14 protein-coding genes are annotated in these 17,839 nt (G+C 55.3%); all 14 read right to left on the minus strand.

From position 1 onward, the window contains the following. Positions 1-49: 49 nt before the first annotated feature. Entirely contained in the window at positions 50-2,305 is a 2,256-nt protein-coding gene (locus V6X63_RS09840; protein WP_367978776.1) for a hypothetical protein, read from the minus strand. Further along, a complete protein-coding gene (locus tag V6X63_RS09845) occupies positions 2,295-3,128 on the minus strand; it encodes a hypothetical protein (RefSeq protein WP_367978777.1) in 834 nt (277 codons plus the stop codon). Before V6X63_RS09845 ends, V6X63_RS09840 begins: the two co-directional genes overlap by 11 nt. A 121-nt stretch (positions 3,129-3,249) precedes the next feature. After that, on the minus strand, positions 3,250-3,885 hold the full coding sequence (locus tag V6X63_RS09850; protein ID WP_367978778.1) for a class I SAM-dependent methyltransferase: 636 nt from the start codon (positions 3,883-3,885) through the stop codon (positions 3,250-3,252). Continuing rightward, positions 3,882-4,859 carry a glycosyltransferase family 2 protein gene (locus V6X63_RS09855; RefSeq protein WP_367978779.1) on the minus strand — a complete coding sequence of 326 codons (978 nt, stop codon included), beginning with the start codon at positions 4,857-4,859 and terminating at the stop codon, positions 3,882-3,884. Before V6X63_RS09855 ends, V6X63_RS09850 begins: the two co-directional genes overlap by 4 nt. 230 nt (positions 4,860-5,089) lie before the next feature. Then, positions 5,090-5,992: a GDP-mannose 4,6-dehydratase gene (locus V6X63_RS09860; protein WP_367978780.1), complete on the minus strand. Its 903-nt coding sequence runs from the start codon at positions 5,990-5,992 to the stop codon at positions 5,090-5,092. Further along, positions 5,976-7,010: a GDP-mannose 4,6-dehydratase gene (gene gmd, locus V6X63_RS09865; RefSeq protein WP_367978781.1), complete on the minus strand. Its 1,035-nt coding sequence runs from the start codon at positions 7,008-7,010 to the stop codon at positions 5,976-5,978. Before gmd ends, V6X63_RS09860 begins: the two co-directional genes overlap by 17 nt. A 77-nt stretch (positions 7,011-7,087) precedes the next feature. Continuing rightward, positions 7,088-7,417, minus strand: coding sequence for a hypothetical protein (locus tag V6X63_RS09870; protein WP_367978782.1), 330 nt, complete (start codon positions 7,415-7,417; stop codon positions 7,088-7,090). Continuing rightward, entirely contained in the window at positions 7,410-11,051 is a 3,642-nt protein-coding gene (locus V6X63_RS09875; protein WP_367978783.1) for a glycosyltransferase, read from the minus strand. Before V6X63_RS09875 ends, V6X63_RS09870 begins: the two co-directional genes overlap by 8 nt. Then, positions 11,051-12,601 (minus strand): FkbM family methyltransferase, encoded by a 1,551-nt coding sequence (locus tag V6X63_RS09880; RefSeq protein WP_367978784.1) that lies wholly within the window; start codon positions 12,599-12,601, stop codon positions 11,051-11,053. Before V6X63_RS09880 ends, V6X63_RS09875 begins: the two co-directional genes overlap by 1 nt. Continuing rightward, positions 12,601-13,815 (minus strand): ABC transporter ATP-binding protein, encoded by a 1,215-nt coding sequence (locus V6X63_RS09885; RefSeq protein ID WP_367978785.1) that lies wholly within the window; start codon positions 13,813-13,815, stop codon positions 12,601-12,603. The genes V6X63_RS09880 and V6X63_RS09885 overlap by 1 nt, the downstream gene beginning before the upstream one ends. A gap of 5 nt (positions 13,816-13,820) precedes the next feature. Continuing rightward, positions 13,821-14,615, minus strand: a complete 795-nt coding sequence (locus V6X63_RS09890; RefSeq protein WP_367978786.1) for an ABC transporter permease — start codon at positions 14,613-14,615, stop codon at positions 13,821-13,823. Then, positions 14,615-15,994, minus strand: a complete 1,380-nt coding sequence (locus V6X63_RS09895) for a phosphohexomutase domain-containing protein (RefSeq protein WP_367978790.1) — start codon at positions 15,992-15,994, stop codon at positions 14,615-14,617. The genes V6X63_RS09890 and V6X63_RS09895 overlap by 1 nt, the downstream gene beginning before the upstream one ends. Before the next feature lies 1 nt (position 15,995). Further along, positions 15,996-17,420: a mannose-1-phosphate guanylyltransferase/mannose-6-phosphate isomerase gene (locus V6X63_RS09900; protein WP_367978787.1), complete on the minus strand. Its 1,425-nt coding sequence runs from the start codon at positions 17,418-17,420 to the stop codon at positions 15,996-15,998. Between the two features lie 129 nt (positions 17,421-17,549). Continuing rightward, a partial coding sequence (locus V6X63_RS09905) for an integrase core domain-containing protein (protein WP_367978788.1) occupies positions 17,550-17,839 on the minus strand: 290 nt, incomplete at its 5' end.

Below are 17,839 nucleotides of genomic sequence, written 5' to 3' on the forward strand. Positions count from 1 at the left end.
CCGCTTTCTAAATCGGAGATAACTTCATAAGAAAAACAAGCTCCCGGTTTCAGTTATTTTTCGCATTTAGCTGGTCACACTCGATGTTTAAAGACCTCAGTGAGACGGGCGCTACCCCATAGCTGAAAAATCGAACCTCCACACGCTCTGTCACTTCCTTCAACTCAAAATCAACACGAATCACCGCATCCTTTCCTGCTGAACCACCAACCGACTCGACAATAAACTTATTTCTTCCCGAATCACTGACCACATCGATATATCCGATCTCGACATGTTTCGCAGCATGTGCACGATAGAGGATGTAGGCAGTGTGCTGACCGGGAGGCAAACGGAGGTAGGGCCCGAACGACAGGAATCCTTTCCCGTCGCCCTGCTCCGCCACCAAACTATCGCCTTCCTCGTGACCAATAATGCTCGGCAACTCGTTCGCCAAGTACATGGTTTTCTCCGGACATTTCCATGCCAACCTATCCAGAACCCGGCTCTCCATCCGTGCCCGCTCGGAGGCATTCAACTGCGCATCCGCCGGCCGGACGTAGGCCAAATGTTCTCCAATGACTACATTCAGATCGCCCGCCGCGCCCAAACGTTCGGCCGCTCGACGGACCTCATCTTCAAGACTGTATGTGCTTGGCCAGGCATGAGCCGCCCACAACATGTCCACGAATGGCAAAACAAGGACATCCACCTCATCCCTAGCAAGGGCCAGGACCGCCCGCTCCGCAAAACCCTCATCAATCTTGCCTTGCGGGAACGCTTGAAGGGTCTCCGGCCAACTGCTTCTTGCGTGAGCGAGATTCTTGTCCCCGCCGATGTTATAGGCACTTATCCTAAGGTCGGAAGCAATCCAGTTCACGAGGAAATCGTTGCCCCAAGGCATGAACGCCACTCGCTCTCCCGGCGCTAGGTATTCCCCTGCCGGCGTGATGACCTCGGCGTGAAGGCGCTCCAACACGAGCCGGTGGTTTTGGTTTTGTTCCCATTTCGCGAAGATGTTCGGCGCCACCAGAACCAGCAGGGTGGCGGATAGGGCAAATTTCAGGACAACGTTATTCCGGGAAAGCGAGGTAAGGCCTAGCACCGTAAGAGCCCAGAAACCGAACAAACCCAAAGCGATCCAACGATAACTGGCACGCATGTTCTCAAAACCAGGCAGATTGGCCGAAAGCACCCCCGTGCCGGTGGGAAGGCCGGCGTACTCTTCTGCCTGCACCGACGGCAAGGCGGGGTCCGGTTTTGTCGCATCAACCTTGAATGACGGCCCGAGGGACATGTAGGTGCCGACAATGGCAATCAGCAGGAATGCGGTCGCTGTTGCTCCCGTGTTCCGCCTTTTCCAGAGATACCAGCCCGCTAATCCAAAAACGACGAGCGGCAACGCGTAAGGAGAACTCCATACCGAGCTATCCCCGAAATGTTCACTCGGGGGCCGTGCAACACTCAGCCCAACTACATCCCAAAACCACACCATGCCCTGAGTGGGCAACAGAAAGTAAAGTAGGTCAGCTCCCCAGCCGCGGAAGAAGTCCAGCGACGCGCCTTCAAAACCACTCTTCCCAATATATAGAACATACAGCAAATAGCCGATTGCAAAGCTGACGAAATGCAATGGTAAGACCTTTTTTAGCGCGAGACCAAAGGGCAATTCGCGCTGAAGGATCAGCCAACCCAGCATGATGGACGCACCCACCGCAAAGAACACGAAAGTGTAGCCATCCATGAACGCCGCCAGCACAACAACGAATGGAAATACAGCCGCCCAGACACCGGAATAATTCGGGTTCCTCGGAGCTGCCCATCCCACCATTTTCAATGTGGTGAAGAAATAAAATGGGATCAGGGCGATCCCAATGCTGAGCATGGAATAACCCACATGGAAATGAACGACCGGCAACAACATCCAGAGCAGGCCCAGAACGGCGGATAAAACCGTTCCTGCGCCAAGCATCCGAGAAAGGCCGTAAGCCCCCAGGTAGGCAACCGAGTACCAGACCAGTGCCATGAGTGCATAGGCATCAATTGGATTCAGCCCCGCGCGGATAAACAGGCTGGTCAGGAATGCACCGGACAAGCCAAATGAGATTGCCGCTGGTTCCGGGTTGCCGATATGCGTCGCCCACAGCCAGGTGGGGTTTCCTGCCATCGATTGCGCAAAACCGATGGTCCAGACTGCCTGACCGGCTGTTGGTAGGGAGATCCCCGGGATGGCACCCAGCAGAATCCAGGTGATCATCAGCCCCGGAAACAGAATTAGGAGTCTCATACTTGACTTGTCGAGCAGTTGCTCACGCTCACTGTCCATCAACGCCCTTCCTCACGGTCAGCAAATAGAAAATTAAGTCTCCGAGGCCGGTTACGATCCGGCTCATCACGACCGCCACCAGGATTGCCTGGGCATCAACGCTAGAGGAGAACAACCCCAATAGAACCAGTTCGCGCACGCCCAGGCCGGCCGGTGCGCCGGGGGTGACAAAGCCAATCAACCACGCGATAACAAAACCGGCGGCGACGACATGTACTCCGTGGCTGAGTGATTCCGGGGACAGTGACATCACCAGAAACCAGAAGATCAGTCCGGACACGGCAAGGAAGGTGGCATGCAGCCATAAGACAGGTTTGAAATGCGGGGATACCAAGCGGCTGAAGGCAACCGATGCCGCCAGCAATGAGATGACGAACGCGACTTCCACCATTGCCACGGGCAGGTCGATCCAGAGGGGCAGAAGAAGCAGCGAGAACGTCAGTGCGCCAACCGCCAGCGCCAGCATTTCCCAGGCCATGCTCTTGGCAACCGCTATGCCAGCCAGCCCACTGGATACCGCCAATGCCTGTCGACCGGCCAGATGCACGACGTTGCCCGGGACGTATTTCGCCATTTGCGAAACGCCGTATATTCGGACGCTGGACGCAAATGGAATTACTTGGCCCTGAGCTTTCAGCAGCCACCACCATGCGGCTGCGAGTAGGAGGTTGGTTGCAGCGTATGCCAAAACCAGTGGGAGCAGGATGGCGAAATCCCCGTAACCGAGATCGGAGAACTCGTCGCGTCCCAACTCTCGGTAGATTGCAAACGCGACAAACCCCACTCCGGCGAGCCCAGCCAGCCCCCCCAGCAGGCGCAACACCCGCTTGGCACGCTCTGACCGAAGCAAGCGCGCAAGACGACCTGAAAGCACGGTTAAATTTCCCCCGGGACGGGGAAAGCGTTTCGATAGCCTCGCGCCCGCGCCGCCGTAACAATCGCAGTCATGTTCGCTTTCTGGCGAGGATCATGGTCCAAGGCAGAGGACTACGCACCTCCTCGATTTCGAAGCGGGAGGAAACAAAATTCAGAAAGCTCTTCTTACTCCAATGCTGAAGATGCCCCGGTGTGTTCCCCATGTCTGCGAGGTAATGTCCCCTGGCGACATTTAGAGCTCGCCACAGCGGCTCGCGCGGCACGCTGAGTATGATCCGATTTCGTACGACCTGCTCCAATACCTCGAGGGCCCTTTCCGGTTCCTCAAGGTGCTCCAGTACCTCACAGCACACCAGCAAATCCGCGCCGTCCTCCTGTGGCACCAGATCATAGATACTCCTGACCGTAAAGATCTCTTGGTCAAGGCCTTTGGCGCCCGCATGCTCTCGGGCCATGTCGATGACGGCATGAGAAAAATCCGTTCCACGGACCGGATAGCCTTCCCGGGCCCAACGTGTGCTCCAGTATCCTTCGCCACAGCCCACTTCATGAATGCTTTTCGGATCAGCTTTCTCTACCAGTTGCGTCAACGAGTCATCGAATCCACGCATGATTCGACGCACCAAGAAGTTCTTCGAACCGTACTTGTCATAAGTGTTGCCAATGACAACGCCTTCTTCCTCTTTTCCGCCGGCGATTCTCACTTTTTTTCCCCCTTCTTCACGGTGTGGCCCGCCCCATGCTCATCGCGACTGGACACAAGATATCGTCGATTTTCCTCCAGCAACTTGCGATTAGCTGCCAGCAAGTCGGCAAGAAACGCCACAAGAATGGTCTGGAATCCCATGCCAATCAGCAGAGAACTCAGTATTAGCGACTGCACATGGCCTTCACCTTCCCCGGTGACCAGGAACCACAGGTACCGAAGCCCCACTAGGAAACCCAGAAAAAACATCGTCAGGCCGATGGTGCCGAAGAAGCGAAACGGGCGATAAACGACGAATATACGGATGATGGTGAAGATCGAGCGCCGAATGTAGCTCGACATGCTCTTGAACAACCTCGACGGCCGGAGATCTTCGTTCACGCGCACCGGGACCGAAGTTATGGCCATGTTCTTCTGGCCCGCCTGGATGATGGTCTCGAGGGTGTAGGTGTAATCGTTGAACACCATTAGTTGTTGGGCCGCGGCTCGACTCATCGCCCGAAAGCCACTGGGGGCGTCCGGCACGTCGGTCTTGCTGGCGACCCGAACGACCCCGCTGCCCAGCTTTTGCAACAACTTCTTGACCGGGGAGAAATGCTCGATGGTCTCGACGGGTCGGGCGCCAACGACGATGTCGGCCTCACCTGAAACCACCGGGGCTGTCAGGGCCGGAATATCATCGGCGTTGTATTGGTTATCGGCATCCGTGTTGACAATCACGTCCGCCCCATGACGCAGACAGGCATCCAGCCCATTCATGAATCCGCGAGCCAGGCCCTGGTTCCGGGTGTGCCGAACGATGTGATCCACACCATGTGCCTTGGCCACATCGGCGGTCCCGTCGGAGCTGCCATCGTCGATGATCAGTCTCTCGACCGCATCGAAACCCTCCACATGTCGTGGCAATGCGTCCAGTGCAATACCAAGTGTTTCGGCTTCGTTGAAGCAAGGGATCTGGATTATCAGTTTCATTCTGCGGACTCCTTGGTCCATCAAAGTTTTGCCTGCACTTGGCCCGGGGATTGGTGAGTCCACCACGGCCTCGTTTAGTTGTTTAGTCCGCAGCCAAAGATTTATTAACGCGCGGCGCAAGCCGCTAAATCTGAAAAGCTACCGCCCGGAATCAAACAGGCCCAACCGAACAAAAAATTAAAGCCGGCAAGTAAAGCCGACTGAACGCTTCCTACCAGGGCCGAACCAAACTAGTAGCGGTACATCCGCTGCAACGTGTCCTTGAGCGAGATTGGTTCTATGGCTCCGACCGCTTCGACCAGCTTCGCATTTGATCCACATAGGCGTTTGACTTCGCTTGCCCTAACAAACGCCGGATTCACACGAACATCAATCTCGTAGCCCGAGATATCCTCCATCAACTGGATGACTTGCTTGAGGCTCGTCGCCTCACCGGAGCAGATATTGAAGGCTTCGTCCGATGGGGACGCCTCCAGTAATCGCGCATAGGCATCCACCACCGTCCGAACGTCCGAGAAGTCTCGAGCCACGTCGAGGTTTCCCAGTTCGATCGCCTCTTTACCTTCCTTGAAATGCTTGACGATCTTGGGAAGGAGAAAACGGTCGGCCTGGCCAACCCCCGTGTAATTGAACGGACGGGTGATCACGATCGGCAGGTCGCTCATCCATTGGCGTGCCATGTACTCCATCGCCACCTTGCTCACGGCATAGTCGTTGGCCGGGTTGAAAGGTACTGATTCATCAATGGCGTCGACCCGAGCGTTTCCGTAGACGTTAGCGCTGCTCGCCAAAAGAACCGACGCTGGCTGGTGACGACTGGCCGCCAGTGCCGCCAACAGATTCCGGGTGCCAACCACATTGGTCCGATAGATGCTCTCGACATCGCTGTGCGCCACGAACGAGATCGCGGCCAAGTGGGCAACCACGTCCGGTTGAGCCTCATCAACGACCATCCTGAGGTGCTCGGCATCAAGCAAATCACAACCGTAAACGTTATCCGAATTCTCCGAGTCAGACTGCGCGAGCCCGACAACGTCATAACCCTCACTGAGAAGCCTGGCCGCAAGATGCCGGCCCGTGAAGCCATTAATTCCTGTTATCAATGCCCTAGGCTTGTCAGAAAGAACGGTCATATTCCACCCGTTCCATGTCAGCCTCGACCATCATGCGGCAAAGTTCCTCTAGTGAGGTGCGCGGCTCCCAGCCGAGCTCCGTTTTTGCTTTCTCCGGGTTGCCGATCAGCAGTTCAACTTCCGCCGGACGATAAAATTTCGGGTTGACCGCCACGACGGTCTTACATGTGTTTTTGTCGATACCGCGCTCGTTCTCGTCCGAGCCCTGCCAATCAATGTCGATATCGACCGCCTTGAAGGCCATCGTTACGAAGTCGCGCACCGTCTCAGTGCGGTTGGTTGCAAGAACGTAGGTATCGGGCTTGTGCGCTTGCAACATCCGCCACATGCCCTCGACGTACTCCTTGGCAAAACCCCAATCACGTTTCGCATCCATATTCCCAAGTTCAAGCACATCAAGCCTCCCAAGCTTGATACGGGCCACACCATCCGTGATCTTTCTCGTCACGAATTCACGGCCACGGAGCGGAGACTCGTGATTGAACAGGATGCCGCTCGACCCAAAGATGTCGTAGCTTTCCCGGTAATTCACCGTCATCCAGTGCGCATACAGTTTCGCCACGCCGTACGGGCTCCGCGGATAGAACGGGGTCTGTTCTGTCTGCGGCACCTCTTGAACCTTCCCGAACATCTCGGATGTCGACGCCTGGTAGTAGCGAGTGCGCGGATTTACGATCCGGATCGCCTCGAGTAGATTCAAGGCACCCAGCCCGGTAATCTCCGAAGTCGTTATGGGCTGATCGAACGAAACGCCAACAAAACTCTGGGCAGCAAGGTTATAAACCTCGTTCGCTTCGCTCTCTTGCAAGAGCCGGATAGCGGACCCAATATCAGTCAGATCGTACTCGACCAGTTTCAGGTTCGGATGACTTTGGATCCCGAGCGCTTCAATACGCCAGAAATTGACAGAACTGGTGCGGCGAAAGGCCCCATACACCGTATAACCTTTCTTCAGCAGAAGTTCAGCCAAATACGCCCCATCTTGGCCCGTGATGCCGGTGATGATTGCGTTTTTCATTGCATTTCCCTCTGGATTGCTTTTTTGTAGGAATCGTGTATTAAGGCGATTTTGTATCCTAAGCTTAATGCGTAAGATTACACTCCCTTTTGAAACCCATTTCGGTGCCCATTGTCGCACTGTGTTGGCAACCCCCGATCAAGAGGCTCAAAAGCTGGACAGCGCACTCTCCCCAAGTGAGCAAGGGCATTTTTCTGAAGTAGGATACTTTCCCTTTTATCATAGAGTGCGAGCCACTTCTTGATAGTGACCACAAGATCTTCCGAACCTTTGCCATCGAAGTAATACGCGTGATCACCCGCCACTTCACGGAACACGGGAATATCCCGCACAATGATGAGCAACTTGTGTTGGGCAAACTCTATCTTCTTACGACTCACGTACTCCAAACCAAGGAGGTTAATCATGCCTTAATCCGGTGAGCATCCCGTACAAACGGTTTGCGATTTTTTGATAACCACACTCACCCCGCCAGCGTTCAGCACTCTTCTCTTTATTCCGCAACAGCTCACTGCTATCAATTATTTGCGCCATCAAAGCACCTATTCCGTCAGCAATGGACTCTGGGGACTTTCCAGGTAAAAAATGAACGGCCTTTTCAACATCCTCAAAGATATTCAGAGGTGTTACCGCGACGGGGCGACGGCTGGCCAAACCATAACGCACGGCCGCACTGGAAGACTCACCCGTTTTCTGGTAGGGAAACACAATCAAATCAGCCCCGGCCAACTTCTCCAGGCTTTCAGAGTCGCTCAGAAACTCTGTGCAAAGAGACACAACCTCTTGCATGCCTGCCGTTTCTATTTTTCTTATTGCCTGCCGTAGAGTCTTGGCCGATTCGGACGCTGGATAGACTGCATTCACCATATTTAATCGAATATTGATCCCCCGACTATGCAACATGGCCACAGCATCAATTAGCTCAAGCAAGCCTTTATGGGGCAAGAAAAACCCATAGGATGCCACCACAAAAGGACGATTATTATCAAATGAGGTCGTCAAAGACGGGGTATAGTCGATAATCCCATGGGGAAACAAAGTGACATTCTCGACCAACCCCAATTGCTTGAGTCGATTCATGTCGTTGGGCGAATGAACCAACACTCTTTGACAACGGGACAAAGCAGGCGCTAACAAAGATAGCTTTTTGTGAGGCATTTGAACTGGATCGATCGTGGCGTGCATAGTCACAACCACAGTACGATTCGACAGAAGCTGATTAGTCAAGAACTCCCCGAACGTTTCCAAATTGAAAAATCCGTAGTTGAATTGGATCACCAAGGTATCCAGTTCGTACTTTTCAATCGTAGACACCAACCCCATTAAATCATCGTGTTCGCCTGCGGACCAGCAACGAGAAACATTCGAACCGTCTTCACCTATTCTTGATTTACCATGTGCTGCCAGAACGGTGACGTCTGCCGGCATATTACTTATGAGATGCTCAGAATAAGCCGCAATACCGCAGCGCGTATTCCAAGTTGAAACCCAGCCAATACGAGGCTCTTTCGTCTCTACCCTTTGGGAGAAAGAATGTGCCGCCTTAATCATGCGCTGTGCAGAATGCGACCACTTAAAATTCTTATTTAAAAGCCGCTGGCCCGCAGCGATGCGCGCATGACGCACATCAGAAGGCGCGAGGAAGACCTCCTTCATGAGAGCCGCAAGGTGATTTTCGTCTGGCTCCGCCCAGACCGAAGCTGAGAGGCCGAAGTGTGTGTTCGCGCGGGCATATGAGTAGTCGATCAACCAACCTGTTTCTGGCGTGCAAAAATCTGTCTGCCCGCTCCATCCCGTGGTAATCACGGCCAAACCCGACAGCATAGCCTCGGCCATGGGCAGGCCAAACCCCTCGGCGCGGCTAGGTGCAACCAAGGCATGGCATTGGCTGTATAGCGACTTTAATTGCGCATCCGTGTAATCGTCCTCCAGAACGATAACATGTGGATACTCTGCATTATCCGCTCGGGCGTCTTTCAGCCATTGGTGGATCTCGTTGTGGGGGTTCGGAAATGTTTTGATAACCAAGGTCACATCATCGCTGGCGCGGAATGCCTTCCCGTAGGCTCGCAGCATGACATCCGCCCCTTTGCGCGGGAAGCAGGAAGAAACATGGAGAAACCTAAAGGATTTGGCTTTGAGCGTATAGTTGTCGTCCGGCTTGACCCTTAACCAGTGGTCAAAACCGAGTGAACTAACGGAGATCGGCACTGTTACCCCATGATCGATCATGATCTTGCGCACATGCTCTGACATGACAGTCATGCCCTGCAACGAAAAATTAAAGGAGTCAACCCAATCCAGAGGGAAACCGGACTCTTCCCATCCATAAGCATGCAGAAAGTTGAAACGGGCTTGCATGTCTTCGATGCGCGGCGGATAAAGATTTCTGCTGACGATGTCGGCATCAATCGGCGCAACATCGGACGATAAACGATGCATCGCGGCGAGATCGGGATTCTCGGACAGGAACTTTTCGTTCGGTGGGAAATCGCCTGGACCCTCAGTGGAGTGCAATACAACGCGGTGCCCCAACGTAGCTAAGGCACGGGCAGCCTCGCGGTTGACCAAGGCCAAGCTGTAGCTACTGTCGAATGGTCCTTCGATGCGCCAAGTAATTTTCTCGGGAAGTCGGGTCGGCCTCAGATAACGATCAATTTCTTGCTCATTTCTCTCCAGGCATAGTGCCATCCGACGAAGGAGTTCGTCTGCATCACCGTGTTGCTCTGAGATGTTCGACGCGATGCTGTCAATAAATCGTCGATATTTGCTTTCAAGTTTCTCTCTAATTTGACGCCATGAGCTTCTTTCTTCATATATTTCTGACGGCAACCTCTCCCACGCCGCAATCGCTCGCTTTGCGGTGTCATCCCAGGAAAACTTCTTCGCCCGATGCAGTCCGTGTTCGCGCAGGTGGTTGCGATATGCCTCGTCTTCCAAGGCCTGCGCAAGTTTGGCGGTAATAGCCTCGACATCGAAAGGGTCGAAGAGCGCCTCATCGAAGCCGATCACCTCCGGCAGGCTAGCGGTGTTGGCGCCAATGACAGGCGCACCGCAGGCCATAGCCTCAAGCGCCGGCAAACCGAAACCCTCATGCCAAGAAGGGAAGACGTAGAGTTGGCAGAGGTTGTAGAGCTGGACCAGTTCCTCGTCCACGACGTAGCCAGTAAACAGGAGTTCGTCATTCTTCAAGCCGGCGGACCGCGCAATACCCTTAAGGCGTACGATATCGCCTTCAGGCATCTTGCCGGCGAAGAGCAACTGATGGGCCTTACGCAGGCTGGCGGGCAACGCGGCGTAAGCCTCGATCAGGCGCGGCAGGTTCTTGCGCTCATCCGCGCCGCCGGTGTAAAGAACGAAGGGCCGGGTGGCGCCGAACTTGGTGCAGAGTTCACTGGCGGTTTTGTCGCTGATGGTTTGGGGGTGGAATTGGCTATCCAGCGCCGTAGATATGGCAATGGTTTTACTGTCGGATGTTCCGAGAGCGCCTATGCTCTCCTGACGGGAAAACTCGGAGATCGCCAGCTGCAGAGCCACCTTCCTGAGGTATTCGACCTTTCGCAGGTAGTACCGCTCATGACTTGGATTGGGCTTGAGATAGTGATCCGGATTCAGCAGTGGAATGAGGTCATACAGGATGACGCTCACTGGCGTTGCAGTGTCAAATCGGCCAACGCTCGTAACGGCATCGTCCACATAGCCTTCGAAAAGGTTTGTGAAATGAATGACATCGGGCTGGAGGCTGGCCAAAAATGCTTCGCGAATGACTTCCGCCGCCTCGCGCCGGGCATCGTTGCCGGGTTGTTCTTCCTTCACCGGCCCCGGCGCATGCCAGACGTGGATATTCTTCTGCGGCAACAGGCCGTCGAAGGCGGCGCGGATGGCCTTGATGGTCTCCGGAAACAGGCCGCTCACGGCGAGGATGATTTCGTGATCACCTCGGTTGCGCACCACAGCATGGGCAAAGGCCATGGTGTAGCGGCCAATGCCGCGAAAACGGCTTTCGGTCTGAGCGCCCTGCATGTCGATCACAATGCGCATCAGGCGGCCTCCTGCTTTTTCTTCTCAACCGCTGCTTTCAGGTCCGCATAGATTTGGCGCGCTCTGGGCGCGAGGGTTTCGACAAGATGGGCATTGCCGGCCGAGTCGTTAACCTCTTGCGGCGTCACAATAGCCTGCGCCTTCACGCCCATCTCAGTCTCGGTAGGCTGTTGTGAGACGGGCATCGGGCCATGAATCAATCCGCGCGCCCGGGCGAAGGCACGAAGGCGCGTCTCCAGCCTCGGATGCTGATACAGCCATCGCCGCGCGCGATGCTTCAGCCTCTCGCGCCGCAGTACAACGGCAATGGCTTTTGCCAAAAACCATCGGGCGGCCCTTTTCGGTAATCGCACCAGGCCGACAAACACTCGAATGGGAAGCCACAACAACCACTTGAGGAGTTGCATTAGTTTTCGCAATGGCGAGGTGATTCGCCATGATTTGCTGCGATAGACCGACTGCAGCTCGTGATTCAGTCCGTCGGCAACCGTCCACCAGTGATGAGAGGAGTGGTTGAGTTCGTCGATCTCCGCCTTGGCGGCGTCCCATTCATACTGCAGCCACTCGCTGTGGGCATGCAGATGTTCAAACTCGGACTGCTTTGCGTCCAGAGCCTGATCTTTTTCAGACAACTGCGCCGTGAGCTGCTCCAAACGCGCCTGTTCGGCGGCGGCGTGGGTTGTGGCTTCGTTCAATTGTTGCTGGAGAACTTGTTTCTTCTCTGCCACCTCGTGCAATTGCCGGTTCTGCGTTTCCACGGTTTGGGACAAGGTGTTGATTGCTTCTATCGCCTGCGCCGCCCGCACATTGGCGTCGTGTGCCTTGGCTTCGGCCTGCTGTGCCCGCACCTCGGACTGTTGGTGCACAGCGAGACCAAATTCGTCGAAGACATTCGGAGGATATTTAAAGGCCGGCAGCAAATCGGCATGTTCTTGGGCAACATAGAAACGGTTGAGGCCGTCGGCATAGGCGAATTGGTACCCGGCCTTCAGCAAGGCGGGCTCCCAGTCCGAATGAGATTCGACCTTCGACATGGGCAGGGTGGCTTCGACAACGACCACCCAAGGGCGGTATCGCGCCCAGTCGTTGCCGCGCAGGACGGCGTCCTCGAACCCTTCGACATCGACTTTCAGAAAATGGACCAGCTGGCCGTCGGGCACATGCTTTTGCCAGATCGCGGCCAGGGTCGTGACTTCCACCTCCCGGCGCGATGCCTCCCAACCCGCGGCCTGGTGCTGTTGGGCAATGGAATCATCGAGGGTGGATAGGCCAGGGTTGGTCAGAAAATTCATGACCATGGTGCCTTCGGTATCGCCCATGGCAACTTTCAGGTTGACATCGCGGGGGCGGCTTGCCTGCAGTTGCTGATGAAATTCCGGATTGGGCTCAATGTTGATGCCTCGCCAACCGTTTTCGTAGAAAGCACGCGTAACAGAATCGATATCCGATGACCAGGCACCAACGTCGATATAGAAACCCTGCTCAAGGTGCTTGAGTGCGCGCCAGAGCATCACGTCTTCAAAATTTTGTGCGTATGAAACGAAACTCATTAAACCTGTCTCTCAATGTGGATCGTCGGCTCATTCCAAAGACAACCCGCGAAAGTAATCTTGTCGATATTGATGACATTGAAGACAAGAGCCCGATCAAGCCATTCATAGTTGGCGGTTAGATGAGTGTCTCGATCCACCAAGGCCGTTTGTAACGAATAGCTTCCTACGCCCAGGTTGGCCGGAAACTTGACGCGAAAAAGATACTTCTCACCGACTTCGGGGTTCTTGATGACCTGCGCTGTATGCCATGTGTTGGTGCCGTACATGACTTGACCCAGCCGATCCTTGATGCCATACCCGAGCACAAGACTGTCGATGGGTTGATGAACCCCAAGCCGGATCATCAGCTCGACATCTTCACCGACACCCACATAGTCCGAGACCTCGCCTTTGCTGTTCAGCAGGACGATTTCTTCCACGCGTGCTTCACCAGTACCCGAGCTAGTCTGAATCTTGCCGTCGTCAAGCTCCCTGACTTCGACAGTACTGTTTTCCTTTTCCGCAATGAGGGCATTGTAAAAATCCATTACCTCTTCGGGGTCGCCATCTTTGACGACCCCTCCTTTTTCTATAAGCAAGGCTCGATCACAGAGGCTTTGGATAGCGCCGCGGTCATGGGAAACGATGAGCAGGGTCGTGCCCTGATCCTGAAATTCGCGAATGCGATCAAAGCTCTTGTGTTGAAAATAGGTATCGCCGACGGAGAGGGCCTCGTCGACAATCAGGATTTCGGGCCGATAGGCGGTGGCCACGGAGAAGGCAACCCGCATCTGCATGCCGCTGGAATAGGTGCGCACCGGCTCGTCGAAGTAATCGCCGATTTCGGCAAAGGCCTCGATGTCTTCCATGGCTTGAGAGATCTGCTCGGGTGTGAACCCCATCAAGCCGGCGGCATGCCAGACGTTCTGTCGCCCAGTCAGTTCGGGGTTGAACCCCATACCCAGCTCTAAAATGGCACCGATTCGCCCATTGACATGGATCGAGCCTTCTGTCGGCCGAAGGGTGCCCGTGATCATCTTGAGCAGGGTGCTCTTACCCGCCCCATTTTGTCCGACGATACCGATGGCCTCGCCCGGTTGGATATTGAAGCTAATGTGCCGGAGCACCCAGTGCTCTTCGCTTGGCGTGACGGGGATACCAAACCAGCGAGCGAAACGATGCCACTCGGACTGATAGACACGGAAGGACTTACCGACGTCCTGAACACTCATCAAGCTCATAGGGCGTCCACCATCTCTTCGCTTGCACGTCGAAAAACGAACAGTGCCAGCCCCACCAGGATTAGGGACGCAATGCTGACCCCCAACAGCGCGCTCACGTCCGGTGACTTCCCGTACAGAAGCACCTGGTGATAGGCATCCACGATTGGGTAGAGCGGGTTGAGATCGAACCAGTGCCTGTGCTCTTCGGGGATGATCGTGATGGGATAGACGATTGGCGTGAGCCAGAACCACATCTGCAAAACGATCGGCAGAGCCTGACCAACGTCCCTGAGAAAGACATTGATGACCCCGGCAATCAATCCAATTCCCAAGGCAAACACCGCCAGCAGCAGCGTCAAGGGGATCAGCCAGAGCATATCGAAGGTGAACTGGTGCCCCAGCAGCAGGAACACGCCAACCATCGCGATAAACAGGAGGGCGTTATTCAGGAGCCCTGAACCCACCACAACGGCTGGAAGGGTAATCCGAGGGAAGCTCATCTTCTTCATCAGATTCCCTTGGGAAATGAAGAGGTTGAGGCAACCGTTTATAATTTCGCTGAACAGCATAAAGGCGAGCAGGCCCGCCATCAGGTGGATGGCATAGGAATACTTGTCCTCGATGCCGGGAATCTTCGCGGCCAGCACATTGGAAAGGATCAACGCATAGATCGCGACCTGGGCCAGTGGGTTGATTATCATCCACAGGCCGCCGAACTTGCTCCGAGAAAACCGGCTTACCAAGTCATTGCGAATCGAACTGAGGACGAAGTGGCGGTATTGCCAGAGCCCCTTAAGCATGCCGAGCATCACTGCACCTCGATCAGGGATTCGATTTCCGCGACGCGGCGCTTCACTTCGGCTGCATCGCCACGAGCTTCTACGTTGAGGCGAAGCAACGGCTCGGTATTGGAGGCTCGCAGATTCATGCGCCAATCCGCGAATTCCAGACTCAGGCCATCCGTCCGATCTTCCTTGGGTCCCAGCTTGGCGAAGTGGGAATGAATACGTTCCAGGGTCGAAGACACGTCTTTGACCCGATAGTTGATTTCTCCACTACAGGGATATGCCGCCATCCGTTCCTGCACCAAAGTGGATAATGCCCGATCAAGCTTGCCGACAAGCTCGGCTACCAGAAGCCAGGGGATCATGCCGCTATCGCAATAGGCAAAATCACGGAAGTAGTGGTGGGCGCTCATTTCGCCGCCATAGACTGCGTTTTCCTCGCGCATACGCTCCTTGATGAAGGAATGCCCCGTCTTGCTCTGGATGGGAACTCCACCGGCGCTCTCCACCATGTCGATGGTGCTCCAAGTCAGACGCGGGTCGTGGATAATTTTTTCGCCGGGATGCTTGCGCAGCAAGGCCTCGGCCAGCAGCCCGACGATGTAGTAACCCTCGATAAACTCGCCGTTCTCGTCGAATAGGAAACATCGGTCGAAGTCGCCGTCCCAGGCGATTCCCATATCAGCGCCGTGTTCGCGAACGGCCTCGGCGGTCGCCGCTCGATTGTCCGGCAGTAAGGGATTGGGAATGCCGTTGGGAAAGTTGCCGTCGGGTTCTTCCTGGATAACCACAAACTCGAGGGGTAGGTGTTGCTCAAGCTGTCTTACGACCAGGCCGGCACCGCCGTTACCGGGGTTGGCAACGATCTTCAGTGACTTGAGCGAAGCCGCGTCGACGTAGGAAAGCAGATGCTCGATGTAGGCCGCCTTGTCTGGCGCAAAAGTGATGCCACCCGAACCCCTGTTAGGGGCGTCCAGCGTCTTTTGGCCCTCGGCGTGGAAGCGCTCTGCCGATTCCTTTATGGCCAGCAACCCGGTGTCACCGGAAATGGGACAAGCTCCAGCACGAACGAGCTTCATGCCATTGTAACCCTTCGGGTTATGACTCGCGGTGATCATAACTCCGCCGCCGACACCTTCCGATTCGCGGTGAAAAGTGTGGAAGTACACCTCTTCGGTGCCACACAACCCGATATCGACCACATTAGCCCCGGCCGCTGTCAACCCAGCCATGAGTGCCTTAACGAGAGTTGGACTTTCGAGTCGGATGTCTCTACCGACAATGACGGTCCCGGGGGTCAGTTCCTTAGCAAATGCGCACCCGATCGCATAGGCAACATCTTCGTTGAGTTCGGCAGGCACCTGCCCACGGATGTCGTAGGCCTTGAAACAGCTCAAACTCATATCAGGATCGTCCGTAAATATCATCGAAGCGGATAATGTCATCCTCTCCGAGATACTCGCCGCTTTGCACCTCGATCATCACCAGATCAACCACGCCGACATTCTCAAGTCGGTGCTTGTGGCCCGCTGGGATATAGGTCGATTCATTCGTCTGCAACTCGATCTCCGATGTTTCATTCACGACTTTGGCCGCGCCGCTGACCACGACCCAGTGCTCGCTTCGATGGTGGTGCTTTTGGAGACTTAACTGCCCGCCAGGCTTAACTTCGATACGCTTGATCTTGAATCGCTCCCCTTCATCGAGAACCGTGTAGGCACCCCACGGACGGTGAACCGTGCGATGCAGACGGTGGGCATCGTGCCCCAGCCCCTTAAGCTCCGAGTAGAGATGCTTGACCTCCTGCGTGCGTCGCTTGTCGGCCACGAGAAGGGCATCGGGGGTGTCCACGATAATCAGGTTTTCCAAGCCCAAGGCTCCGACCAGTCGCTGATCGGTTCTGATGTAGCAGTTATGGCTATCGTGAATGAGCGCTTCGCCTTCGACCCGGTTGTTGTCCCCGTCTGCTTCGGACAGATCGCCCAAGGCAAGCCAAGAGCCGATGTCGCTCCAGCCAATATCACAGGCAACAACAGCGGCATTTTTTGTCTTTTCCATCACCGCGTAATCAATGGAATCGTCCGGCACCCGATCAAAGTCCTCGGGAGCAAATTCCACCTGGGAAAAACCGTCGCCTTCGGCCTTTCGCGCGCCATCCACGCAACGTCGGGTGGCCGTAAGCACCTCGGGTGCATGAGCCTCCAGCTCCCGGAGCATCGTGCCAGCGGCGAAGCAGAACATGCCCGAGTTCCACAAATAGTTGCCACTGTCGAGGTATTCACGCGCTTTCTCGAGAGAGGGCTTCTCGACGAACCGCCGAACCTCGCTGCCCTCCGCCTCGATGTAGCCGTAGCCTGTTTCCGGCCCATCCGGCTGAATGCCGAAGGTCACCAGTTTGCCGTTTCTGGCTAACTCAGTGGCTGCGTCGACAGCTTCACCGAAGGCATCCTGATCCCATATAAGGTGATCTGCCGCCAATACGAGAATGACAGCATCGTCACCATGGGTTTCGGCCACCCGAAGCGCCGTAGCGGCAATCGCCGCCGCCGTGTTCCGTCCAAAGGGCTCGAGGATGAAGCTGGATGCGACAGCGCCCCCAATCTCACCTGCCACTGCGCGGTATTCATCTTCTGTCTTGAAAAATAAGTCACGATTCGTGACGGTCATCACCTCGGCAACACCTGGAAGCCGGGCGCCGCGCAAAAACGCTTTCTGAAGCAGGCTTTCCCCATCAGACAAGCGGATGAAGGGCTTGGGATGAAGCTCTCGAGAGACCGGCCAAAGTCGCGATCCAGCACCGCCACATAGAATTGTTGGAATCAAACTCATCCGCGCACTTTGCTCCTTGCTTTTGTGCAGACCGACCGAGAACGTCCGGTTTGACCCAGCCCTGTGCCGAGCCTGCGCACCGTCGGCACCATGGTTGACATGGGTGAGGAACGGTGATTCACCGCTCGATCAAGCCAGTCGTCGGGGAACTAGCACTTTAGAAATTGGCGAAATGCTAACACTTCTACGTCTGCGTCTCTGATCTGTGAGGTGGACCTCAGCCGGGGTTCTTTGATCAAGCGCGGTATGTGGCCGCTCTGTGTTGTAGAAGTCGATGTAACTGCTGAGCCCTCGCTCCAGGGCCGTCGGGCTGTCGTAGCCTCGTAGGTCGATGTCCTCGTACTTCAGCGTCCGCCACAGTCGCTCGACGAAGACATTGTCGAGGGCCCGGCCGCGGCCATCCATGCTGATCAAGATAT

The organism is Spiribacter onubensis, from assembly GCF_040838425.1.
GTDB classification, from domain to species: Bacteria; Pseudomonadota; Gammaproteobacteria; order Nitrococcales; family Nitrococcaceae; genus Spiribacter; species Spiribacter onubensis.